Genomic DNA, 23,796 nt, shown 5'->3' with positions numbered 1-23,796 from the left:
GGTGGGATCGTGGCCCAGAATGAGACGGAACCGACACTTGCGGTAAAGATCGGCACCATCGCCCTCACGTTCGCCGCCGGCTGGGCGGCGCAGAAGGCGCTGGCGCTCGTCTGGAAGCAGGTCACCGGAAACGACGCACCCACCAAACCCGACGACCCGGAGCTCGACATGGTCCAGGCGACCGTGTTCGCCGCGGTCGCCGCCGGGACGGCCGTGCTCGCCAAGCGGGTGGCCGCCCGCGGCGCGCAACGTGCGGTGGCCCGGATCGCAGCCCGTTCGGGGTCCCGCGCGCACTGACCGCCGTTCACCGCCTGCCCACCGCTCACGCCAGGGCGGTGGCGCGGTGGGTGCGGCGCGGTGGGCGCGAGTTCGCGCCGGGATCTCTTACGCTGGGCGGGTGACCTTCACGCATCTCGACGACCGCGGCCAGGCCCGCATGGTCGACGTCACCACCAAGCAGCCCACCGTGCGTTCCGCGACCGCGACCGGTCACGTCGCCTGCGCGCCCGACGTCGTCGCGGCACTGCGCTCGGGAGAGGTGCCCAAGGGCGACGTGCTCGCCGTGGCTCGCATCGCCGGCATCGCGGGCGCCAAGCGCACCGCCGAGCTCCTGCCGCTCGCGCACGTGATCGGCGTGCACGGTGCCGTGGTGGACCTCCAGGTCACCGACGACGGCGTGGACATCACCGCCACCGTCCGCACCGCGGACCGCACCGGCGTGGAGATGGAGGCGTTGACCGCCGTCTCGATCGCCGGACTCGCCGTGGTCGACATGGTCAAGGGGCTGGACAAGTCGGTGTCACTCGCGGACGTGCGCCTCGTCGCGAAGACGGGCGGCAAGTCGGGTGACTGGACGCGGCCGGCGACCGGGCAGGAGGCCAGGACCCCATGATCCAGGTGCGGTACTTCGCCGGAGCGCGCGAGGCAACGGGAATCGGCGCGGAGGACCTCCCCGGCCCGACGACGACGGGCCGCCTGCGGGCAGCCCTGACGGCGCGGCACGGCGCCGGCCTGGGAACGGTGCTGCCCAAGTGCACGTTCCTGGTGGCCGGAGCGCGAGTGACCTCGGACGAGACTCCGGTCCCCGACGGGGCGACGGTGGATGTGCTCCCGCCTTTCGCGGGCGGCTGACCGCTTCGGCGCTCGACGCGGCTACCCCTCCGGTGAGGTGGTGTGGTCGCCGCCGTCGAGCTGGTCGCGAAGGTGCGGCCAGAGCGGCAGAACGACCTCGGCGCCGTCGCGCACTGCTCCCGTGGAGCCGGGCAGGTTCACGACCAGCGCCGGCCGGCTGCCGTTCGGCGCCCGGATGATGCCGGCGAGACCCCGGGACAGGACGGCGGTGGGGACGCCCCCGCTCGCGCCGCGGGCGCGGATCGCCTCGGCGATGCCCGGAATCTCCGTGTCGAGCAGCCCTCGGGTGCCCTCGGGCGTGAGATCGCGGGGAGTGACACCTGTACCGCCGGTGGTGAAGATGAGCCGCGCCTGCTGGGCAAGCGTCCAGCGCAGGACGTCACGTACGGACTCGATGCCGTCCGGCACGACACGGGTGACGACGTCTTTGATCCCGTGGTCGGCCAGAATTCGCACGAGGAGGGGACCGGAGCGATCCTCCGACTCGCCGCGGGCACAGCGATCCGACACGGTGATGACGGCGGCGCGGTCGGTGGTCATGCGTACACCTTAGAAGGTCGGACTCGCTGCGGATACTGTCGGCGCCCGCCCGAGGAGGCGTCAGGAGAGCGACGTCCGATCGCCCGGTCGCGGGAGGTCGTTGTGCACGACGACGCCGCGAGACGTGGTGCGGCCTGCCTCTTCGTGCGGTAACCGAGTATTCCGGTGGACAATGGGGGCATGAGGATCTCCGCACGCGCCGACTACGCGGTGAGGGCCGCGGCCGAACTCGCCGCGGCCGACAACGCGGTGCCCGTACGCGCCGAAGCGCTCGCCACGGCACAAGGCATTCCGTACCGGTTCCTGGAGGGGATTCTCAGCGACCTGCGCCGGGACGGGCTCGTGGTGAGCCAGCGCGGAGCCGGCGGCGGCTACCGCCTGGCCCGGCTCGCGGACCAGGTCACGATCGCCGATGTGATCCGTGCCGTGGACGGACCGCTCGTCTTCGTCCGTGGCAAGCGGCCTTCCGACCTGGAGTACCAGGGTCCCGCCGCCCCGTTGCTCCAGGTCTGGGTGGCACTGCGCGCGAACGTCCGCACGGTTCTGGAGCAGGTGACGCTCGCCGACCTCGTGACCGACGGCCTGCCGACGGAGATCCGGGACCTGGTCAGGACCGAGGACGCGTGGGAGAACGCGTGAGTCCGCCGCGTCCGCGCCGGTCGTGGCACCCGTTGGGCGCCGGTGGCGTGGGTGTTCCGGGGTACGCGGAAGCCCTCGAGCTGGTGTCCCGAGTTTGGTCATTCGGGTTAGTGCGTGACGTCGTCGCGGTTCAGTGCGTCGAGGATGGTCTGCTGTGGGGTGGGGATCGCGGGCGGGAACGTGGCGGTGGTGCCGTTGATGGTGATCGTTGCCGAGCGCAGGGGGCGTAGCTGGCGCACGATGTTGCGGATCGCCAGGCCGGTGCGGTCCTGGGCTGCGCGGGCGACGGCCAGGGCGGTGAACACGATGGTCAGGTGCGCCTCGATCGCGTCGCGGGTGCGGGCGAACATCGGCCGGGCGGCCAGATCGGTCTTGCTCATCCGGAAGGACTGCTCCACGTGCCACAGGTCGTGGTAACAGGTCATCACCTCTGCCGGCGGCATCACCGTGGCCGGGATGTTGGTGACGTAGCCCTTCAGCCCGGCCAGCGCTCGGGCTCGGGCCAGTGCCTTCTCGTCCAGGGTGCGTGCGTCCCCGCTGGTCTTGACGAACCTCGTGGCCTTCGCGGTCCGGGATCCGTCGATCACGTCCCGGGCGCGGTTCTCCTGCAGGGTCAAGGTCGCGTTGTCGCGCACGAACCGTTTGCGGGAGAAGGACCACACCGCCCGCCAGGACCGCGTGTGCGTGGCCGGGTCCCAGACCGGTTCGCTGCGCAGCATCGGGTCGTTCTCGAGGTTCTGCCCGGTCTTCGGGGTGATGGTGTCGATGACCTGGGCGTCGGTGAACGCGTCCCCGTGCCAGCGGAAGTGGGACTCCAGGTCGATCGGTGCCTTGGTCATCCTTGAGCCGACGATGAACCCGAGCCCGGCGCGGTCCAGCTCGGCCAGGTTGCCCGCCGACAGCATGCCCGCGTCGGCGACCACCACGATCCCCTCGATACCGTGGCGAGCCTGGAACTGCTCGATGATCGGCACAATCGTCAGGCGCTCTGCCTTGTTCCCCTCGAAACAGCCGATCTCCAGCGGGAACCCGTACCGGTCCACCAGCAGGCCCACGACGATCTGCGGGTCGACTCGTCGTTCCTTGGAGTAGCCGACCTTCCGCAGCCCGTCCTCTTTCTCGACCTCGAAGTAGAGCGTGGTGACGTCGTACAAACACAACGACACATCACCGCTGGCCTGCGCGTGATCGAAGCACAACCCGGCGATCTGGTCGCGGTAGCCGTTGCCGACGCAGCGGGCCAGGGTGCGGCGCATCGTCTTCTCGCTCGCCGGGCTGTGGCCCAGGTCCTTCAGAACCCGCCCCACGTCCAGGATCGAGGTCGGCTCCACGATCCGCGCGATCACCAGGTCCCGGAACGTCTCGTCCCCGATCCCGTCGAACCCCAGGTCGGCGAACACGCCTACCAGAGCGTCGAACAAGACACGCGAAGCGGTCGACTCCACCCGCGCGGGACCGACCCGCGGCGCCTGAGACGGGACCGGCTGGCCGCCGAGCAAGGCCGGCTCGCCAGGAGCCGGGACCAGTCCCACCGCGCGCGTCGTGGGCTCCAGACCCAAGTCAAGGACACCCTGCCGGCCGTCGGCAAGCAGGCCGCGGGCCCGTTCCAGCAGGAGGCCGAGCTCGGCCTCGGAGTGCGCCGACCCGAGGTGCTCCACGATCCGCTGACGACGCCCGCCGACGTACTCCGCGATCTGCACAGCCGTCGCCCCGGACGCGGTCCGGACCCGTCGAATGAACGCCACCCACCGAGCGTAGGCCAGCCCGTTAGTGCGTGAAACCGCGCACTAAGACCACCATCACCACAGGTCACAGCACTGCGCCAGCACGGATCAAGCCGAGATGACCAAACTCAGGCCGGTGGCGTGGGTGTTCCGGGGTACGCGGAAGCCCTCGAGCTGGTGTGCTCGGGGGCTTGTGTGTGGGAATGGTTCGAGGCCCGCACCGTGTGGTGCGGGCCTCGTGTGAAGAAGGGTCCGGCGGCGTCCTACTCTCCCACCCCCTGGCGGGGGCAGTACCATCGGCGCTGTAGGGCTGAGCTTCCGGGTTCGGAATGGGACCGGGCGTTTCCCCTACGCTATGACCGCCGTAACGTTATCGAGTTGTTGACCAAGGTTCGAAGGGTTGGTCGTTTCTCGGGAACCGTATAGTGGACGCGATACACGTTAAGTGTGTGTTGTTGAGGTTGTTGGCGGATTAGTACCGGTCAGCTGCAACCATTACTGGTCTTCCACTTCCGGCCTATCAACCCGATAGTCTGTCGGGCGCCTTCCCACCCGAGGGTGGTGGAGTCTTCATCTTGAAGCAGGCTTCCCGCTTAGATGCTTTCAGCGGTTATCCCTTCCGAACGTAGCCAACCAGCCGTGCTCCTGGCGGAACAACTGGCACACCAGAGGTTCGTCCGTCCCGGTCCTCTCGTACTAGGGACAGCCCTTCTCAAGACTCCTACGCGCGCAGCGGATAGGGACCGAACTGTCTCACGACGTTCTAAACCCAGCTCGCGTACCGCTTTAATGGGCGAACAGCCCAACCCTTGGGACCAACTCCAGCCCCAGGATGCGACGAGCCGACATCGAGGTGCCAAACCATGCCGTCGATATGGACTCTTGGGCAAGATCAGCCTGTTATCCCCGGGGTACCTTTTATCCGTTGAGCGACCACGCTTCCACAAGCCATGGCCGGATCACTAGTTCCGACTTTCGTCCCTGCTCGACCTGTCAGTCTCACAGTCAAGCTCCCTTGTGCACTTGCACTCGACACCTGATTGCCAACCAGGCTGAGGGAACCTTTGAGCGCCTCCGTTACATTTTAGGAGGCAACCGCCCCAGTTAAACTACCCACCAGGCACTGTCCCTGATCCGGATCACGGACCGAGGTTAGATGCCCGAAGCGATCAGAGTGGTATTTCAACGATGACTCCACCCGACCTGGCGGCCGGGTTTCACAGTCTCCCACCTATCCTACACAAACCGCACCGAACACCAATACCAAGCTGTAGTAAAGGTCCCGGGGTCTTTCCGTCCTGCTGCGCGTAACGAGCATCTTTACTCGTAGTGCAATTTCGCCGAGTTCGCGGTCGAGACAGCGGAGAAGTCGTTACGCCATTCGTGCAGGTCGGAACTTACCCGACAAGGAATTTCGCTACCTTAGGATGGTTATAGTTACCACCGCCGTTTACTGGGGCTTAAATTCTGAGCTTCACCCTTACGGGTTGACTCGTCCTCTTAACCTTCCAGCACCGGGCAGGCGTCAGTCCGTATACATCGTCTTGCGACTTCGCACGGACCTGTGTTTTTAGTAAACAGTCGCTTCTCCCTGGTCTCTGCGGCCTTCCCCGCTCACGCCCGCAAGGGGCTTCACGGTTCGGGCCCCCCTTCTCCCGAAGTTACGGGGGCATTTTGCCGAGTTCCTTGACCACGATTCGCTCGATCACCTTGGTATTCTCTACCTGACCACCTGAGTCGGTTTGGGGTACGGGCGGCTAGAACCTCGCGTCGAGGCTTTTCTTGGCAGCAGAGGATCACCGCGTTCCCACTTGCGTGGTCACCATCAGTCCTCACCCTTGACGCCCCGCGGATTTACCTACGGAGCAGGCTACAACCTTGGACGTGGACTACCATCGCCACGTGCGGCTACCTTCCTGCGTCACCCCTGTTAACACGCTTACCTACTACCGGATCAGGTCCCACGCCGCCTCTCCCTGTACAGTCCGAAGACTGAAGCGGGAGGATTGGGATGGTTAGTATCACCGGACTCGGTATGGACGGTTCTTCGCCGGTAGGAGAATATCAACTCCTTGTCCATCGACTACGCCTGTCGGCCTCGCCTTAGGTCCCGACTTACCCAGGGCGGATAAACCTGGCCCTGGAACCCTTGGTCATTCGGTGGACGGGATTCACACCCGTCATTCGCTACTCATGCCTGCATTCTCACTCGCGTGGCCTCCACCCCTGGATCACTCCGGGACTTCACCGGCCACACGACGCTCCCCTACCCAACCACACCACTGACAACCCCTGAAGGGCTGTAATGTGCATGTGTGGTTGCCACGGCTTCGGCGGTGTGCTTGAGCCCCGCTACATTGTCGGCGCGGAATCACTTGACCAGTGAGCTATTACGCACTCTTTCAAGGGTGGCTGCTTCTAAGCCAACCTCCTGGTTGTCTGAGCAACTCCACATCCTTTCCCACTGAGCACACGCTTAGGGGCCTTAGCCGGCGATCTGGGCTGTTTCCCTCTCGACCCACGGAGCTTATCCCCCGCAGTCTCACTGCCACGCTCAACTTACCGGCATTCGGAGTTTGGCTGACGTCAGTAACCTTGTCGGGCCCATCGGCCATCCAGTAGCTCTACCTCCAGCAAGCACACGTGACGCTGCACCTAAATGCATTTCGGGGAGAACCAGCTATCACGGAGTTTGATTGGCCTTTCACCCCTAACCACAGGTCATCCCCCAGGTTTTCAACCCTGGTGGGTTCGGGCCTCCACACCGTCTTACCGGCGCTTCACCCTGCCCATGGCTAGATCACTCCGCTTCGGGTCTAGACCCGGCGACTATCACGCCCTGTTCGGACTCGCTTTCGCTACGGCTTCCCCACACGGGTTAACCTCGCCACCGAGCACTAACTCGCAGGCTCATTCTTCAAAAGGCACGCCATCACCCCTGCACAACCCCGAAGGACTGGAAGGCTCTGACGGATTGTAGGCACACGGTTTCAGGTACTATTTCACTCCCCTCCCGGGGTACTTTTCACCTTTCCCTCACGGTACTGGTCCGCTATCGGTCATCAGGGAGTATTTAGGCTTACCAAGTGGTCTTGGCAGATTCACACGAGATTTCACGGGCCCCGTGCTACTCGGGACAACCCCCACCAGGCCACACCATTTCACCTACGGGACTCCCACCCTCTACGGTCCGGTATTCAACCCGGTTCGGCTATAGCGCAACTTTCTCACTGATCGAGAGACTGTCAGATCTCTCCAGGGGCTCCCACTACCCCGCACACGCAACGTCTGACAACTTGACACGCGCACGGTTTAACCTCATCCGCTTTCGCTCACCACTACTCACAGAATATCTCTTCCTGCCGGTACTGAGATGTTTCACTTCCCGGCGTTCCCCCCTACACCCTATGAATTCAAGTGCAGGTACCCGAACACAACTTCGGGTAGGTTCCCCCATTCGGAAACCCTCGGATCACAGCTCGTCTGCCAGCTCCCCGAGGCTTATCGCAGGCTACAACGTCCTTCGTCGGCTCCTGATGCCAAGGCATCCACCCTGTGCCCTAAAAAACTTCAACAACACTACGCAGAACACACAACCCCCACACGCACCAAGCGCGCACGAATCATGTGTCCAGAGATGCTCGCGTCCACTATACAGTTCTCAAGCAACGAACGAACCCACCACACACCAACGACCAACCAGACCACAGCCCGGCGGTATCGCCCCGGTGATGACTCGAACCTCCCAGAAACACCCGACCAGCCGGCCGGTTGCCTCAGGACCCAACAGTGTGCTTGGCAGACCCCCACCACCGACAGACCCCACGTTCCAACCCGCACCCACCTCCCGAAGGAGCCACTCCCGAAGGAGCCAAGATGCCGGCGTACTAGCGAGACCCACCCGAACGGGGAAGGTCCTTCGTCAATGTTCCACCCATGAGCAACCACCCACGACGCGTCCGGCCGTGGCATGGCCCGAACCCCCACAGGGGTCCTGGACCCTCACCCACCCACACGAAGTGCGAGCCGAGGGCAAGAGCCTTGCGCTCCTTAGAAAGGAGGTGATCCAGCCGCACCTTCCGGTACGGCTACCTTGTTACGACTTAGTCCCAATCGCCAGTCCCACCTTCGACCACTCCCTCCCCGAAGGGTTGAGCCGTGAGCTTCGGGTGTTACCAACTTTCGTGACTTGACGGGCGGTGTGTACAAGGCCCGGGAACGTATTCACCGCAGCGTTGCTGATCTGCGATTACTAGCGACTCCGACTTCACGGGGCCGAGTTGCAGACCCCGATCCGAACTGAGACCGGCTTTTAGGGATTCGCTCCACCTCACGATATCGCAACCCTCTGTACCGGCCATTGTAGCATGCGTGAAGCCCAAGACATAAGGGGCATGATGATTTGACGTCATCCCCACCTTCCTCCGAGTTGACCCCGGCAGTCTCCCATGAGTCCCCGGCATAACCCGCTGGCAACATAGGATAAGGGTTGCGCTCGTTGCGGGACTTAACCCAACATCTCACGACACGAGCTGACGACAACCATGCACCACCTGTACACCGACCTTGCGGAAACCACATCTCTGCAGCTGTCCGGTGCATGTCAAGCCTTGGTAAGGTTCTTCGCGTTGCATCGAATTAATCCGCATGCTCCGCCGCTTGTGCGGGCCCCCGTCAATTCCTTTGAGTTTTAGCCTTGCGGCCGTACTCCCCAGGCGGGGCACTTAATGCGTTAGCTACGGCACAGAACGAGTGGAACCCGCCCCACACCTAGTGCCCAACGTTTACGGCATGGACTACCAGGGTATCTAATCCTGTTCGCTCCCCATGCTTTCGCTCCTCAGCGTCAGTAACGGCCCAGAGACCTGCCTTCGCCATCGGTGTTCCTCCTGATATCTGCGCATTCCACCGCTACACCAGGAATTCCAGTCTCCCCTACCGCACTCCAGCCTGCCCGTACCCGATGCCAGCCCGAGGTTGAGCCTCGGGTTTTCACACCAGACGCGACAGACCGCCTACGAGCTCTTTACGCCCAATAATTCCGGACAACGCTTGCGCCCTACGTATTACCGCGGCTGCTGGCACGTAGTTAGCCGGCGCTTCTTCTACAAGTACCGTCACCCGAAAGCTTCTTCCTTGTCGAAAGAGGTTTACAACCCGAAGGCCGTCATCCCTCACGCGGCGTCGCTGCATCAGGCTTTCGCCCATTGTGCAATATTCCCCACTGCTGCCTCCCGTAGGAGTCTGGGCCGTGTCTCAGTCCCAGTGTGGCCGGTCGCCCTCTCAGGCCGGCTACCCGTCGACGCCTTGGTAGGCCATCACCCCACCAACAAGCTGATAGGCCGCGAGCCCATCCCCCACCAATAAATCTTTCCAACCCCCACCATGCGGCAGAGACTGAATATCCGGTATTAGACCCCGTTTCCAAGGCTTATCCCGAAGAGGGGGGCAGGTTACTCACGTGTTACTCACCCGTTCGCCACTAATCCACCCAGCAAGCTGGGCTTCATCGTTCGACTTGCATGTGTTAAGCACGCCGCCAGCGTTCGTCCTGAGCCAGGATCAAACTCTCCGTAAAAGATTTCACTCTTCACAGAGCTATACTGATACTGGCCAGACCAAGCTGAACTGCTCGATCCGATCCAAAACATCCCCCCACAACAAGGGGACAATAATTGGCATTGACTATCAAGCACACTGTTGAGTTCTCAAACAACCGACGCACACATCCGAACCAAACCTTCCGGCCTGACCCGCTCAGGGCGACTCGAAAAACTTACCAGATCCGATTCCGTGTCCCAAATCCCTCGAAAGTGATCTGAGCCGCAGATGCGATTCGACAAGCCCCACACGATCGAGAGCGCACGAAGCACTCGGAAGATCTTGAGTGAGTTCCCGCCCCGGGACCGGCCAGCCCGCGTTCTCCGCGGTTCCTGTCCGTGCCTCCCTGTCGGGCGAACGACCAGAACATTACGGGAGGGTGGCGGACGAGTCAAAGCCGGAAGACGGTGACGGCCGCCACACCAGCGATTTCGCCTCCTTGAAGACCAAGTGAACGCCAGTCGCGCTTGGCTGCATCCCCCAGTCGAGGCGCTCGGCGAGCCCCGGGGAGCACCCAGGACCCACCCTTCACCAAGGAACCGCCCTCCAGGCCGAGTCTTGGTAATTTTTCGTTCAGATTTCCCCATCCTCGCTGAACACGCGGTTCGCGAGCCCGTCGTGGAGTGCCGCTCCCGCGGATCCTCGGTGCCGGTCGAGCCGTACCGCCGGGTCCACGGAGATACCGGACGCCACCGCCCGGTGCCCCACCCGCGCCGTCCGACGTCCGACGCGGCGCCTCATCCGCCGGCCTCGGCGTTCTCGAGCACCACCGCCAGGCCCTGCCCCACGCCGATGCAGATCGCCGCGACACCCCACCGGGCGTGCTCGGCCCTCAGTCGCCGGGCGAGGGTGCCGAGCACGCGCGTCCCGGACGCACCCAGGGGATGCCCGACGGCGATCGCGCCGCCCCACGCGTTCACGATCGCCTCGTCGATCTTCCAGGCGTCGACGCATGCCAGCGACTGTGCCGCGAACGCCTCGTTCAGCTCCACCGCGGCCACGTCGTCCCACGTGATGCCTGACCGCTCCAAAGCCGTGTTCGCGGCCTCCACGGGCGCGTACCCGAAATACTGCGGCTCGCCGGCGACCGCCGCGCGGCCCGCCACGCGAGCCAGCGGACGCAGGCCCGTGAGATCCGCCGCGGCCTCCGAGCCGAGCAGGGCCACGCTCGCCCCGTCGGTCAACGGAGAGGCGTTCGCGGCCGTGATGGTGCCGTCGGGGCGAAAACTCGGCGTGAGCGAGGCAAGCTTCTCGAGCGTGCCACCCGGCCGAATGGGCTCGTCACGGGCCGGCGGCTCCTTGCCCGCGCCCGGCCCCGTGTATGTCACCACCAGGTCGTCGTAGCGCCCGGCTTCCCACGCCTCGTGCGCGAGGCGGTGTGACCGCAGCGCGAACTCGTCCTGGCGTTCGCGGGAGATCCCGAACCGCTCGCGCAGGCGCTCGGTGCCCTCCCCCATGGAGACCGTCCAGTCGGGCTCCATGCGGTCGTTGGTGAGACGCCAGCCCAGCGTGGTGGACACCATCTCCAGGTTCCCGGCGGGGAAGCCGCGATCCGGCTTCGGAACCACCCAGGGAGCACGGCTCATGGACTCGACACCACCGGCGAGGACGACGTCGGCGTCGCCGCACTCGATGGCCCGCGCGCCCTGGATCGCCGCGTCGAGGGCAGAGCCGCACAGGCGGTTCAGCGTGACGGCGGGCACGGTGACCGGCAGGCCCGCGAGGAGGACGGCCATCCGGGCGACGTTGCGATTGTCCTCACCCGCGCCGTTGGCGTTGCCGAGGATCACGTCGTCGACCAGCGCGGGATCAAGGCTCTGGGCCCGGGCGACCTGCTGTTCCAGCACGAACGCGGCGAGATCGTCCGGTCGGGCGCCGGCGAGCCCGCCGCCGTACCGGCCGAACGGTGTCCGGACCGCGTCGTACACGAATGCCTGCCTCATTGCACCATCCTGTTCGCTTGCCGAACACCTGTTCCTCACGCGCACACGCGAGGCTAGCACCCGGCTCGAACCTACGGAACCCGCTGGAAGTCGGCCTCGATCTCGGCCGCCGTCGCGCGCAGCGGCGGCAGGATCTCGGCGATGAGCGTGTCCACGTCCCCGCGCCGCACGGGTGCGGACACGTTGACCGCGGCGACGGCCTCGCCGTCGGCGCCCCGCACGGCGACGGCCAGTGAACGCAACCCTTCTTCCAGTTCCTGGTCCACGAACGCATAGCCCTGCTCGCGGACCCGCGCCAGCTCGGCGCGCAAGGCGTCCGGAGACGTGAGGGTCCACGGCGTCAGGGGCAGCAGTTCGGTTCGGGCGAGGAGGTCGTCGCGGACTTCGTCGTCCCGAGCCGACAGAACCGCTCGGCCCATGGAGGTGGCGTAGGCGGGAAAACGCGTCCCCACCTGGATTGCCGCGCTCATGATCCGGCGAGTGGCCACCCGGGCGACGTAGACCACGTCCGCGCCGTCCAGCACGGCCACCGAGGTGGACTCGCCGACCTGCTCGCTCAAGGCTTCCAGGTGCGGCTGGGCGACCTCCGGCAGCGTCAGCCCCGAAAGGTAGGCGTAGCCGAGCTCCAGGGCGCGCGGGCGCAGCGCGAAGCTGCGCCCGTCCGTCGCCACGTAGCCGAGCTCGACCAGGGTGTGCAGGAACCTGCGCGCGGACGCCCTGCTCAAACCCGCTTCTCGCGCGACCTCGCTCAGGGTCATGGCAGGGTGCCCAGCACCGAAGGCCCGAATCACGGCCAGGCCTCGCTCGAGCGACTGCACGAACTCGCCCTGCCGGCCCTCGCCGTCCTCGGTTGCCCCTCCGCTCACGGTGTCTCGACCCCTCGCTGCTCGGTGCGACGCGATGTCACGTCGCGTCAGGTGAGCTCGACCGGACGTCTGCAGCCGCAGCCGCAGCGCTTCGCACATAGAACAGGTGTGCTCACAGGGAACGTAGCGAGGGCGGCTGTCAGCGTCAAACGTTGCCGTGGCCCGTGCGCGGATCGGAACTGTCGCGGCGACGGCGGGTTCGCCGGTTGCGAGCGGGATCCGATCCCCAGTTGGAGCGGCCCGTTGGGGCAGTGCCGACGCCCAGCGCCAAGAGGTAGGGAACAGAAAGAGGCCCTGACCGGCGTTCTCGCTGGTCAGGGCCTCTTTCACTTTCTGTGCGCCCGGAGGGATTCGAACCCCCAACCTTCTGATCCGTAGTCAGATGCTCTATCCGTTGAGCTACGGGCGCCTACCGGTGTTGCCACCGTCCAACCACTCGCGCGGCCGAACGACGAGAACATTACCGCCTCACGAGCAGGTTCCCAAACCGGAATCCGACTTCGTGACCGACAACACCTCGCCGTCCCGGCAGGCCGGGCCTGTAAGAGCCCCAACCGGGGCGTGGGAGCCGTACCTCCGCGAGACAGCGAAGGCAAGGGACTCACGCAGTGAGCGCACCTTGCCTGTTGCCGGAGCGGAGACGGCGGGATTTGAACCCGCGAACGGCTTGCACCGTTACCACCTTAGCAGGGTGGCGCACTAGGCCTGACTATGCGACGTCTCCTCGCGACGGCCACCCGTGGGCGGCGAGCGCGCAGCCCAGAGTACCTGGCGCACCGCCCGTCCGGCAAAGTGGATCAGGGGTGGGGACGCATCCGGCATGGCCGGCGCTTTATTGAAGTTTTCTTCAGTACTCCAGTACCTTCGGCCTCATGGACTATGACGTCTTGGTCATCGGATCGGGCTTCGGCGGCAGCGTCGCCGCGCTGAGGCTCACCGAGAAGGGCTACACGGTCGGTGTGCTGGAGGCGGGCCGCCGTTTCGCGGACCACGAGTTCGCCCGGAACAACTGGCACCTCAAGGACTACCTCTGGGCACCGAAGCTCGGATGCTACGGGATCCAGCGTGTCACCCTCCTGCGCAACGTCCTGTGCCTGACGGGCAACGGTGTCGGCGGCGGATCGCTGGTGTACGCGAACGTGTCCTACCGGCCCCGCAACGACGCGTTCTTCCGGGACCCGGCCTGGGCCGACATCACCGACTGGAAGTCCGAGCTGGACCCGTACTACGACCAGGCCTCCCGCATGCTGGGCGTGACCACGTACCACGGCGACTCGCCCGCGGACCGCCTGATGCGCGACGTCGCCGACGACATGGGTGTCGCCGACACGTTCCGTCCCGCCGACGTCGCCGTGTTCTTCGGTCCCGGCGGCGCCTCCAGCCCCAGCCCGGGCCAGACGTTCGCCGACCCGTTCTTCGGCGGCGCCGGACCCGAGCGCACCGGCTGCCGCGAGTGCGGCGAGTGCATGACCGGCTGCCGGCACGGCGGCAAGAACTCCCTCGTCAAGAACTACCTCTACCTCGCCGAACGGGCCGGGGCGGAGATTCATCCGCTCACCACCGCACGGGTCGTCAGGCCGCTGGCGGACGGCGGCTACGAGGTCCTCACCCACCGCACCGGCCGCAGGAGCAGCGGCCGACGGCGGTTCACCGCGCACCACGTGGTCTTCGCGGCGGGCACGCTGGGCACGCAGGAGCTGCTGCACCGGATGAAGGACGACGACGTGCTCCCGCGGATCTCGGACCGCCTGGGCCACCTGACGCGGACCAACTCCGAGTCGCTGCTCGGCGCGGTCACCAAGAAGGTGTCGGACGTCGACTACTCCCAGGGCGTCGCCATCACGTCCTCGATCTTTCCCGACGAGCACACGCACGTGGAACCGACCCGCTACGGCAAGGGATCCAACCTCATGGGCGCCCTTGTCACGCCGCTCGTTCCCGGCGGCGCCCCCTGGCGCGCGCTGCGCTGGGGTGGTGTGATGCTCCGCCACCTCAGATGGCTCCGGGTCCTGGTGGACTACCGGCGCTGGTCCGAGCGCGCCGTCATCGCCCTCGTGATGCAGAGCCACGACAACTCCCTCGACGCCTCTCTGCGCCGCGGCCTGTTCGGGCGGCGGCTCACGACCCGGATGCCGGCGGAGAAGCCCAACCCCGGGTGGATCCCGGAGGGCCACGAGACCGCGCGGCGGATGGCCGCCCGGATGGGTGGTGTCGCCGGGAGCATCGTGACCGAACCGTTCGGCGCCCCGATGACGGCACACATCATGGGCGGTTGCACGATCGGCACGTCACCGGAGCGCGGCGTCGTCGACCCCTACCTGCGCCTGTTCGGCCACCCCGGCCTGCACGTCATGGACGGCACCACCATCACCGCGAACCTCGGCGTGAACCCGACGCTCACGATCACCGCTCAGGCGGAGCGGGCCTGCGCGCTGTGGCCCAACAAGGGCGACGACGACGGCCGTCCCGCGCTGGGTACCCCGTACCAGCGGGTCGCAGCGGTCCGCCCCGTCCGTCCCGCCGTCCCCTGGTCGGCCCCCGGGGCTCTGCGGCTGCCGATCGTCGACATCATCTGAGAACGTCGAAGGGCCGGCTGGCGGTCGCGTGATGACCACCAGCCGGCCCTTCGACAGCGAGCGGAGGGCGAGGGATTCGAACCCCCGGTGCGTTGCCGCACAACGGTTTTCAAGACCGTCACATTAGGCCGCTCTGTCAGCCCTCCCGGGTGCCGGACAAGTCTAACGGCGGGCCGCCCACCCGTGGACAGCCCGCCGTTCGGCGGAGCACAGCCGACCCGTCGTGCCTCGCCGGCGAACCTGGCTCGGCTCGTCAGCCCTGCTTGCCGGCCCGCAGCTGGCGCATCGCGAGCTGCACGAGGGCGATGAGGGTCTGCTTGGTCGCCGCGCGGGAGCGGGCGTCCGTGTAGAGCATCGGCACGTGCTCGGGGATCTGGAGCGCCTCGCGGACGTCCTCGAGCCGGTGCTTCGCCACGCCGTCGAAGCAGTTCACTCCGACGACGAACGGGATGTTGCGCGACTCGAAGTAGTCGATCGCCGGGAAGCACTGCTCCAGCCGGTCCGTGTCCACGAGGACGGTCGCGCCGATCGCGCCGCGCACCAGGTCGTCCCACATGAACAGGAAGCGGTCCTGACCGGGCGTCCCGAAGAGGTACAGCCACAGGTTGCCGGGCAGTTCCACGCGGCCGAAGTCCATGGCCACGGTGGTGGTGGTCTTGCGGTCGGTCACCCCACCGGCGTCGTCCACACCCACCGAGTGCTCCGTCATGGCAGCCTCGGTGTTGAGGGGCTCGACGTCGGAGATCGAGCCGATGAACGTCGTCTTGCCGACGGCGAATCCGCCCGCGACGACGATCTTGACCACGGTCGGGGCGGTGCGCTCGCCGGACGGCTGCGCAGCGGACCCCGCCTTGCCGGACGGCGGCTGCTGCACCACCGGCGGGGCGGGCTGCGTGGGCTGGGCCGGGCGCGAGCCTGCGGACGGTGCCGTGGGCGCGGATCCGCCCCCGCCGAGGACGCTCTGCCGGGCGGGAGCGCCCGTCGCGGAATCGGACACCGGCGCCCAGTTCGGGCCGGCGCCGGTCCCGTTGCTAGAGGGCGGAAATGCCATTCAGAACACTCTCCAAGACACTGAGCGACAGGCCCGAGTTCGAGCTTCCATGGCCTGTGTGGACGTTGACGGGGGTCGAGGTGTGCACCGTGATGTGCCCCTCCTCCTGCATGTCCGCCACGAGGATCCGGACGACGCCGAGGGGCAGCCGAAGCAGAGCTGAGAGCTCTGCGATCGACACGTACGTGTGCGCGGCGTGCTGGAGGATCGCGCGCTTCTCGGGAGGAAGGCCCTGACCGGTGACCGCCCCGGGCATCACCTCGACAAGTGCCTCGAGCGGCAGGTCGGACATCGCCGACCGCACACGGCCTCCGGTGACCGCATAGGGACGGACCGTCGAGGTCTCATGAACATCGGCGGACCCCTGGGAACCCAAAGGTGCGTACGTCATCGTCTATGCCTCATCCCAGACTGGCGGCTCGGGTCTGCCCGTCGACCGGGAGGCTGCCACGCATCTCCGAGATCAGCTGCGGCGTCAGGGTGGCCTCGGTGCGGGACACCATGAGAGCCATCTCGTAGCCGATGAGGCCGATGTCGCAGGTCGCCTCCGCGACGACGCCCAGGACGGAACCGTTGGACACGTTCATCAGGAAGAGGAAGCCGTTGTCCATCTCGATGATCGACTGACGAACATTCCCGCCGTTGAGCTGGCGTGAGGCGCCGCGGGTGAGACTCGACATTCCGGAGACGATGGCTGCCAGCTGGTCGCCGCTGGTGCGGTCGAGCTGGTCGGACATCGCCATGAGCAGACCGTCCGCAGACACCACGAGCGTGTGGCGGCTACCGGGGACGGTACGCACGAAGTTGTCGAGCAGCCACCCGAAATTGGTTGCTTCGGTGCTGAGGGTCACTTCTGTTCCTCCTAGTCAGAATCCACAGACGCGCTTGTCACCGCGGCTGCGGCGCTGAGTCAGGGACATCATTCATCGTCGAGGGGGACCACGTCGAGCCCCCCTCGTCGTCATTGTTTCCAGGATCGTGCTCTGTCCCGCTCTGGTCCACGGCTTCGTCGCGTCCGCGCACGGTCGCCGACTGGAAGGCCGACAGCCGCGAACGGAGCTGCTCGGGATCGCGATCGATGCGAGCCGAGTGCTTCTCCACGGCCGGGTCCGCTCCCGTCCCGGACGCGCCGCGCGTTCGGCGCGTGAGTCCGGCCGGGGTCCCACCCGAGATGGTCGAGACGGTCTCGGGCCGGTAGGAGTCGCTCACATCGTCTTCCTGATAAGCCCCCCGGTTGAGGAGGCTGGTCATTTCCTCGTACAGGGTGGCCGACGCCACCCACTCCGACCTGGCCTCCACCGAGTCACGCACGTACTCGCGGTCCAGGGGGTCCGTGCCGTCGCTGTCGGAGCCCGGCGTCCGTCGCGTGAGCGACGCCGGCTCGCCGTAGGACGACGGGTCGTACACGGCGCCCGTCGGGTACGGATCGCGGAACTCGCCGCCGCCGGACGACCGTGTCGACGACCGTGAGGACGTCTCGGCGGCAGGAGCCGCGGTGGCGGCCGGGGGGCGTGTCGCGTCGGCCGGGGGCAGCGGCACGGCCTCCGTGGCCGGGCTCGCCATCAGAGGCACCGTGGCGCGTGAGGCGCGTGGGTCCACCGGGCTCGTCGCGGGTGCCGGAGCCGGGACCGCGGCCCGCGGAACGGTCGACGTCTCCACGTCCACCACCGAGTGGGCCCGGGTCTCCTCCAGCGCGCGCTGGTAACCCTCCTGGTAACCGCGCTGGTAGGGCTCCTCCGGCGCGGCGGGGGGGGACGCCGGTGCGGCCGGCACCGCTGGGGTGTAGTCCGTCGGGGTGTACTCCGCCGAAGGTGCGTGGTCCGCCGGGCCGGCTTCGGCCGCCGCGGGCAGCGGGGCCGGAGCCGCCTGCGGTGTGGCTGCTGCGTTCGGGGCCGGGGGGGCCGGCGCACGCGCGGTCAGGCCGTGCTGCGAGTCCGGGTGGAGATCCGGCTGGTAGGCACGCAACTCACCGGTGGCCGGCTGGCCGGGCTTGCGGCCGAACAGCCCGCGCTTGCCGACCGGCTTGGCCTCCCGCACGGAACGACGGCTCGGCAGGTCCTGCATGAGCTCCTCGAAGGCGGGGAGCGCCTCATAACGCCCGTCGTCGTCGCCGTCGCCGAAGGGCTGGGCACCGAACCCGGCCGACGACGGCACGTGGCCGGGCCGGACCTGCGGCTGGGAGGCGGTCATCGGGCGCTGCTGCGGGATCCCGTTCGTCGGGGGCCGCACGCCGGCAGCCGCCGGGAACCGCATGATGTCCGTGTCCGGGCCGCCGGGCAGCGAGGCCGGGTCCCGGGTCACCGGGTCGAGCTGCAGCGACTGCGACTCCGCGCCGTCGATCGTGTTCATCGACCGGAAGCTCGAGAAGAGCGCGCTGCGCTGATCCACGTTCACCGGTGCCGGCGAGGTCTCCTCGAACACCGCCGCGGCCGCATCGGCCTCCTCCTGCTGCTTCTTCGCCGACGCGCGGCTCGGCAGCGAGTTCCCGGGCGCCACGTCCTGCGGGGGCGTCCAGCCGGACTCGTCGCCCGGGGCCATGTCCGGCATGGTCGGCGTCTGGATCTCCGGAAGGACGATCGAGCCGGTGGGCGTCGTCTGCATTCCGGTCGTGGGCGTCGACTGCCGACGGCGCGGCATGCCCAGTGCGGTGGTGCCGTCGGTGAGTGCGTTGAGGTCGACCGGGACGGCCGTGGGCGGCTCGGGCATCATCGGCGGCGTGGCCAGGGAACCCGTCGGGGCCGCCACCTGCGGCCGCCGCGGGGCCGGCGGCGCGGACTCGGCGCCCGCCATCGGGAACGACGTCGTGCCCGGTGCCGCAGGGGCGACCGGCGGGGTGGGGCGCGCGGCCCCGTCCGGGATGCCGCCCACACGTGCGGCCGCGGCCTGGGTGGAGGCCTCCAGCGGGTCCGTCGGCTGCGGCAGCGGCATCGAGTTGTCCGGCAGGAAGAGCACGGCCGGGAAGCGCACCGTGACGATGGTCCCCGTGGTCTCGGTGTCGGTGCCGAACTCGACGGTGGCGCCCAGCCGGTCCGCCAGGCGGCCGACCACGAAGAGGCCGAGGCGCTGGGCGCCGACCGCGTCGGAGGCCGCGTGGCTGGTGACCTTCGAGTTCGCCTCCGCGATCTCCTCGGGCGTCATGCCGAGGCCGTGGTCGCGGACGGTGACCGTGACGAAGTCCTCGCTGCGCTCGGTCGCGACCTCCACCGGCGTGTGCGGCTCGGAGAAGTTGGTCGCGTTCTCCAGCAGCTCGGCCAGCAGGTGTGCCGCGTTCAGCGCGTTGTGGCCCAGCATCATCGGGTCGGTGACCAGGTTCAGGCGCACGCGGTCGTACAGCTCGATCTCGGACGACGCCGTACGGATCACGTCGGAGACCGGCATCGGCTGACGCACCCGGCGACCGGAGTCGATGCCTGCGAGAACCAGCAGCGACTCGGCGTTGCGGCGCATTCGGGTCGCGAGGTGGTCGAGGCGGAAGAGGTTCGACAGCGTGGTCGGGTCCTCCTCGGAGCGCTCCAGGTCGTCGAGGAACGCGAGCTGGCGGTTCAGCAGCACCTGGTCGCGGCGTGCCACGTTGACGAACATCTCCGCGATCGAGCCACGGAGCGCGGCCTGCTCTCGCGCGACCTCGATGGTGGTGCGGTTCACGTCGTTGAACGCCGCGGCGAGCTGGCCGATCTCGTCCGCGGACTCGACGTGGATCGGGTCCAGGTCCATCGTCGGGCCCTGACCGGGCACCGACACCTGCTCGACCAGGGTGGGCAGCCGGTCACGGACGACGCCGGCCGCCTGGGTCAGGCGGCGCAGCGGCGACACCAGGCGGCGGGCGATCACGAGCGCCGTGATGATGGAGAACGCCAGCGCGCCGATCGCGATACCACCGGTGATGAGCGCGGTGTTGAAGGCTTCGCGGGCCTGCGACTCGGCGAGGTTCAGGGTGTCCTCGCGGATCTGGTCACGCACGACACGGGCCTCCTCGACCCAGGTCGCGGACTCGTCGCCGAAGGAGGCCGCGAGAGCCGTGTTCTGCATCAGATCCTGCTCGTTGCCCTGGAGGATCAGCGTGCGGACCGTGCCGAGCGAGCCGTCCATCGGCGGGACCCGGCGCTCACCGGGAATCTTCCCGAGCGCGAGGTTCGCCTCCTCGAACTGGATGTCTCCCAGGGTGATCTGCTCGAGGGCGCGCAGCACCACGGTGCGGTCGACGTCCTCGTCGTTCCGCTGCGCCACCGCGGACGCCGTCAGGAGGTTTCCGATCAGCGGGCGCTCGTAGGTGTTGGTCAGCATCAGCTCGTCCAGGAGCTGGTGCGCCCGGATCCGCTCACCGAGGTCTCGGTTCTCCGTGGTGTCCGCGAGCTGGGTCATGACATCGACGGAGTCGTCGATGAAGAGGTTGTAGGCCCGGGTGACCTGCTGCTCCGCGATCGACTGCTCCTGGACCTTGCGCTGCACCTCGAGAACCTCGGCGCGGTCGTAGATGGTCTGGGCGATGGCGGCCTTCACGCGCGGGTCGAGGAAGCTCGTGTCGAGCGCCTTGAACTGCGCGTCGCGCTCGTCGAGGGCCTGGTTCGTCTGTTCCTGCGCGGACGGGAGGGCGTAGACGATCTCGCCGTTCTCCTTGACGACCTTCCCGTTGTCGTCCCGCTCGGGCAGCCCTTGCAGGAGGAGACCCTTCGCCTCGTCCGCGGTGCACCGGTCCTGACCGGGAAGGCACGGAGCGGACGCGGCGATGGTCAGCGCACGCTCCTGCGCGAAGGCCGTACCCGCGTCGTCCTGCTGCTCGAGCGCCGCGACCAGATCAGCGGTCTGCTGCGCGCGCAGTGCCGACTCGATGGACGTCCAGGTGATGTACGCCGCCGCAATGATCATGACGAGGGCAGGCACAACAAGGGTCGCAAGAACTTTCCCGCGAACTCCCAACCTGCGGAACATGCGTACCTCTCTCCATCACTGTCCGCGACGCCGGGAACCCGCTGGTGCGTGTTCCAGACACTCTCGCGGAGTGCGTACAAAGTGACCGACGCCCGGCTAGGCTCCATCGGTGTGCGAGCCGTCACGATATCCGCAACCGGGCGCTCAGGGAAACTCTCCCTTTCGACCATATCTGACCCGGTTCCCGCAATAGGCGAAGTGCTGGTCAACGTTGCTGCGGCAGGTATAAACCATGCTGACCTGCTGCAACGAGCCGGGCATTACCCGGCACCGGCCGGTGCGCCCGACTGGCCCGGCCTGGAGATCTCCGGTGAGATCACGCGTGTCGGTCCCGGCGTGTCGGGCTGGCGCGCAGGCGATCGCGTGGTAGCCCTGCTCGACGGTGGCGGGTACGCGGACCAGGTCACGGTACGTGCCACCCAGCTCCTGCCGGCACCCCGCAGCCTAGACCTGATCGACGCCGCCGCGCTTCCCGAAGCCATGTGCACCGCGTGGGACAACCTCGTCACGGTCGGCGGGCTACGGGCAGGCGAGTGGGTCCTGCTCCACGGTGGATCGGGTGGGGTCGGCACCACCGCGATCCAGATCGCGAAGGCCCTGGGCGCCCGCGTCGCCGCCACGGCCGGCAGCCCCGAGCGCGCCGCGCAGTGCGCTGACCTGGGCGCGGACCTCCCGATCGACTATCGGGAGCAGGATTTCGTCGAACTGGTCCGCGAGGCGTCGGGCGGCGCCGGAGCAGATGTGGTGCTCGACGTCGTCGGTGCCGCCTACCTCGTCGACAACGTGCGGGCGCTCGCTCGCGGCGGCCGCCTCGTCGTCATCGGGCTGCAGCGTGGCCGACGCGGGGAACTCGACCTCGGGACCCTCATGGCCAAGCGCGCGACGGTCACCGGGACCACGCTGCGCTCACGCCCCGCGGAGGAGAAGGCCGCCGTCGTCGCCGCCGTCCGGGAGCACGTGTGGCCCATGGTCGACGACGGGCGGGTGCGGCCGGTGGTGCACGCGCGGTTGCCGCTGGCGGAAGCCCAGCGAGCGCACGAACTGCTGGAATCCGGCGAGGTGTTCGGCAAAGTGCTCCTGGTGCCCTGACCAAGCCCGGGGACGACGACGGGGTATTGCTGGCAATCACGCCCCGGGCGCCCTCGTGTCCATATCGTGATACGAGCGTCGGCTCCCGTCGATCGCCCCGGCACGGGAGACTGGGGAGCATGACCCACGCCGACGACACCCCGCCCGCACCGGCCGACGACACCACGAACCCCGACCACGAGGCACGCCCGCAGGTCGTCACCCCCGAGGGACGGGCCGTCCCCGAGAGCTCCGGGGACGGCCACGAACCGGAGAGCGACACGGACGCCGAGGACGTGGTCGGCCAGGTCGAGGAGCCCGCGAAGGTGATGCGCATCGGCGGCATGATCAAGCGGCTCCTCGACGAGGTCCGCGACGCACCGCTCGACGACGCCGCCCGCACCCGCCTCGCCGAGGTCCACGAACGCTCCATCAAGGAGCTCGAGGACGGGCTCTCCCCCGACCTCGTCGACGAACTGCACCGCATCACGCTGCCGTTCACCGAGGAGGGGACGCCGTCCGACGCCGAGCTCCGCGTGGCCCACGCCCAGCTCGTGGGCTGGCTGGAGGGCCTGTTCCACGGGATCCAGACGGCACTCGTCGCTCAGCAGATGGCAGCGCAGGCCCAGCTCACAGGCATGCGGCGCGCGCTTCCGCCGGGCGCGCACGTGAGCGCCTTCCCTCCCGGCGCCGACGAGCAGGAGGACGGGCGACACCACGAGCGCGGTCCCGGCCAGTACCTCTGATTCTCCGCACCGCAGCCCGGCACGGGCCGGCCGGATCCGGCCCGCCCGGTTCACTCCGCCTGGTTCACTCCGCCCGAGGCGGCGACAGCGCGATCGCCGCCGACACGCACAGCAGCCCGACCACCTGTGCCACGCCCGGCAACTGCTGGAGCATCACCGCGCCCACCACGGCCGCCGTCGCCGGCAACAACGCGAGCAGAACGGCGAACGTCGCCGGCGGCACGCGCCGCAGCACCACCTGCTCCAGACCGTACGGAATCACCGACGAGCAGACGGCCACGACCACGAGAAGGAGAAGAAGAGAGCCGTCGGACAGCACCTCGGGGGTGCTGTGCACGAAGAACGGAACGAAGCAGAGCGATCCCACGGCCATACCGACGGCGAGGCCGTCCACACCCGCCCCGACGCGCGCGACCCGCCGTCCCAACAGGATGTAGAGGCCCCAGCAGGCCGCCGCGGCGAAGATGGCGCCGAGCCCGACGACGGCGTCGGCTCGCGACAGGCCGGAACCCAGCGTGACCCCCGCGAGCAGCACCACGCCGACGGCCGCCGCGGCGATCGCCGCCCGCGAGCGCCAGCCCCGTCCTGTCAGGGCGGCCACCACCACGGGCCCGGTGAACTCGATCGCCACGGCGGTACCGAGCGGCAGGTGCTCGATGGCGATGTAGAAGGCGAGGTTCATGGCGGCGAGGACGACGCCGAACGCCGCCGACCAGCCGAGATCACGCCGCGACCAGGCTCGTCGCCACGGGCGGCGCCACACGACGAGCACCGCGGCGGCGAGGGCGATACGCCACCAGCCGACCTCCGGGGCGCCGAGCCGCGCGAACAGGCCCACCGCGACCGCCGCGCCGACGTACTGCGTCAGGCCCGAGACGACGAAGACTGCGGGAGCGGGAACGCGCTCCAGCGGATTGACGGGCACGGCCGGAGCCTAACCCGTGCGTTCCGGAGCGGCCGGGCTCCGTGGCCGGCGCCGTCG

General features: G+C 67.7%; 16 protein-coding genes, 3 tRNA genes and 3 rRNA genes. 7 read left to right on the top strand and 15 right to left on the bottom strand.

Going from position 1 to position 23,796, the window contains the following annotated elements:
* The first annotated feature begins 9 nt into the window (after nucleotides 1-9).
* From EDD34_RS00910 to EDD34_RS00900, 3 genes are all read left to right on the top strand, one after another.
* A complete protein-coding gene (locus EDD34_RS00910; protein ID WP_123812905.1) occupies nucleotides 10-297 on the top strand; it encodes a DUF4235 domain-containing protein in 288 nt (95 codons plus the stop codon).
* A 100-nt stretch (nucleotides 298-397) separates the two neighbouring features.
* Nucleotides 398-892, top strand: coding sequence for a cyclic pyranopterin monophosphate synthase MoaC (moaC, locus tag EDD34_RS00905; protein WP_123812904.1), 495 nt, complete (start codon nucleotides 398-400; stop codon nucleotides 890-892).
* Complete coding sequence (locus EDD34_RS00900) at nucleotides 889-1,131, top strand: MoaD/ThiS family protein (RefSeq protein ID WP_123812903.1); 243 nt, start codon at nucleotides 889-891, stop codon at nucleotides 1,129-1,131. The genes moaC and EDD34_RS00900 overlap by 4 nt, the downstream gene beginning before the upstream one ends.
* Before the next feature lie 21 nt (nucleotides 1,132-1,152).
* On the opposite strand, the gene EDD34_RS00895 is transcribed toward EDD34_RS00900, so the two are convergent.
* On the bottom strand, nucleotides 1,153-1,671 hold the full coding sequence (locus tag EDD34_RS00895) for a MogA/MoaB family molybdenum cofactor biosynthesis protein (RefSeq protein ID WP_123812902.1): 519 nt from the start codon (nucleotides 1,669-1,671) through the stop codon (nucleotides 1,153-1,155).
* Nucleotides 1,672-1,851: 180 nt separating this feature from the next.
* Here EDD34_RS00895 and EDD34_RS00890 point away from each other — a divergent pair, with 180 nt between their 5' ends.
* Entirely contained in the window at nucleotides 1,852-2,310 is a 459-nt protein-coding gene (locus EDD34_RS00890; protein ID WP_123812901.1) for an RrF2 family transcriptional regulator, read from the top strand.
* A 107-nt stretch (nucleotides 2,311-2,417) separates the two neighbouring features.
* On the opposite strand, the gene EDD34_RS00885 is transcribed toward EDD34_RS00890, so the two are convergent.
* The 8 genes from EDD34_RS00885 to EDD34_RS00850 all read right to left on the bottom strand — a co-directional run bounded on the left by EDD34_RS00885 (nucleotide 2,418) and on the right by EDD34_RS00850 (nucleotide 13,168).
* Nucleotides 2,418-4,055 carry an IS1634 family transposase gene (locus EDD34_RS00885; RefSeq protein ID WP_123812900.1) on the bottom strand — a complete coding sequence of 546 codons (1,638 nt, stop codon included), beginning with the start codon at nucleotides 4,053-4,055 and terminating at the stop codon, nucleotides 2,418-2,420.
* Between the two features lie 229 nt (nucleotides 4,056-4,284).
* A 5S ribosomal RNA gene (rrf, locus tag EDD34_RS00880) occupies nucleotides 4,285-4,401 on the bottom strand.
* 85 nt (nucleotides 4,402-4,486) lie between these two features.
* Nucleotides 4,487-7,609, bottom strand: a 23S ribosomal RNA gene (locus EDD34_RS00875).
* A 479-nt stretch (nucleotides 7,610-8,088) separates the two neighbouring features.
* A 16S ribosomal RNA gene (locus tag EDD34_RS00870) occupies nucleotides 8,089-9,612 on the bottom strand.
* Together the 16S, 23S and 5S rRNA genes form the textbook arrangement of a ribosomal RNA operon.
* Before the next feature lie 760 nt (nucleotides 9,613-10,372).
* Nucleotides 10,373-11,578, bottom strand: a complete 1,206-nt coding sequence (locus tag EDD34_RS00865) for a thiolase family protein (RefSeq protein WP_123812899.1) — start codon at nucleotides 11,576-11,578, stop codon at nucleotides 10,373-10,375.
* 71 nt (nucleotides 11,579-11,649) lie between these two features.
* A complete protein-coding gene (locus EDD34_RS00860) occupies nucleotides 11,650-12,444 on the bottom strand; it encodes an IclR family transcriptional regulator domain-containing protein (protein ID WP_246012127.1) in 795 nt (264 codons plus the stop codon).
* Nucleotides 12,445-12,780: 336 nt separating this feature from the next.
* Nucleotides 12,781-12,853: transfer RNA gene (locus EDD34_RS00855), tRNA-Arg, on the bottom strand.
* 226 nt (nucleotides 12,854-13,079) lie between these two features.
* Nucleotides 13,080-13,168 (bottom strand) — tRNA-Ser (locus EDD34_RS00850).
* Nucleotides 13,169-13,316: 148 nt separating this feature from the next.
* On the opposite strand from EDD34_RS00850, the gene EDD34_RS00845 reads away from it, so the two are divergent.
* On the top strand, nucleotides 13,317-15,020 hold the full coding sequence (locus EDD34_RS00845; RefSeq protein ID WP_123812897.1) for a GMC oxidoreductase: 1,704 nt from the start codon (nucleotides 13,317-13,319) through the stop codon (nucleotides 15,018-15,020).
* Nucleotides 15,021-15,081: 61 nt separating this feature from the next.
* Here EDD34_RS00845 and EDD34_RS00840 read toward each other — a convergent pair.
* The 5 genes from EDD34_RS00840 to EDD34_RS00820 form a co-directional block, all read right to left on the bottom strand.
* Nucleotides 15,082-15,166, bottom strand: a tRNA-Ser gene (locus EDD34_RS00840).
* 107 nt (nucleotides 15,167-15,273) lie between these two features.
* Complete coding sequence (locus EDD34_RS00835; protein WP_123816235.1) at nucleotides 15,274-15,894, bottom strand: GTP-binding protein; 621 nt, start codon at nucleotides 15,892-15,894, stop codon at nucleotides 15,274-15,276.
* Nucleotides 15,895-16,051: 157 nt separating this feature from the next.
* Nucleotides 16,052-16,462 (bottom strand): DUF742 domain-containing protein, encoded by a 411-nt coding sequence (locus tag EDD34_RS00830; protein ID WP_123812896.1) that lies wholly within the window; start codon nucleotides 16,460-16,462, stop codon nucleotides 16,052-16,054.
* A gap of 10 nt (nucleotides 16,463-16,472) precedes the next feature.
* The gene (locus tag EDD34_RS00825) at nucleotides 16,473-16,922 is read right to left on the bottom strand and encodes a roadblock/LC7 domain-containing protein (RefSeq protein ID WP_123812895.1); all 450 of its coding nucleotides are present in this window, start codon (nucleotides 16,920-16,922) and stop codon (nucleotides 16,473-16,475) included.
* Nucleotides 16,923-16,959: 37 nt separating this feature from the next.
* Complete coding sequence (locus EDD34_RS00820) at nucleotides 16,960-20,952, bottom strand: ATP-binding protein (protein ID WP_170176923.1); 3,993 nt, start codon at nucleotides 20,950-20,952, stop codon at nucleotides 16,960-16,962.
* 129 nt (nucleotides 20,953-21,081) lie between these two features.
* Here EDD34_RS00820 and EDD34_RS00815 point away from each other — a divergent pair, with 129 nt between their 5' ends.
* Nucleotides 21,082-22,089 carry an NAD(P)H-quinone oxidoreductase gene (locus tag EDD34_RS00815; protein ID WP_342774772.1) on the top strand — a complete coding sequence of 336 codons (1,008 nt, stop codon included), beginning with the start codon at nucleotides 21,082-21,084 and terminating at the stop codon, nucleotides 22,087-22,089.
* Between the two features lie 119 nt (nucleotides 22,090-22,208).
* Entirely contained in the window at nucleotides 22,209-22,814 is a 606-nt protein-coding gene (locus EDD34_RS00810) for a bacterial proteasome activator family protein (protein WP_123812892.1), read from the top strand.
* A gap of 64 nt (nucleotides 22,815-22,878) precedes the next feature.
* Here EDD34_RS00810 and EDD34_RS00805 read toward each other — a convergent pair whose 3' ends face one another.
* A complete protein-coding gene (locus EDD34_RS00805) occupies nucleotides 22,879-23,739 on the bottom strand; it encodes an EamA family transporter (protein ID WP_246012126.1) in 861 nt (286 codons plus the stop codon).
* Between the last annotated feature and the right edge of the window lie 57 nt (nucleotides 23,740-23,796).

Source organism: Myceligenerans xiligouense (genome assembly GCF_003814695.1).
Classification (GTDB): Bacteria; Actinomycetota; Actinomycetes; order Actinomycetales; family Cellulomonadaceae; genus Myceligenerans; species Myceligenerans xiligouense.
The sequence above is the reverse complement of the archived record's forward strand: the minus strand, read 5'-3'. Positions and strand labels throughout refer to the sequence as shown.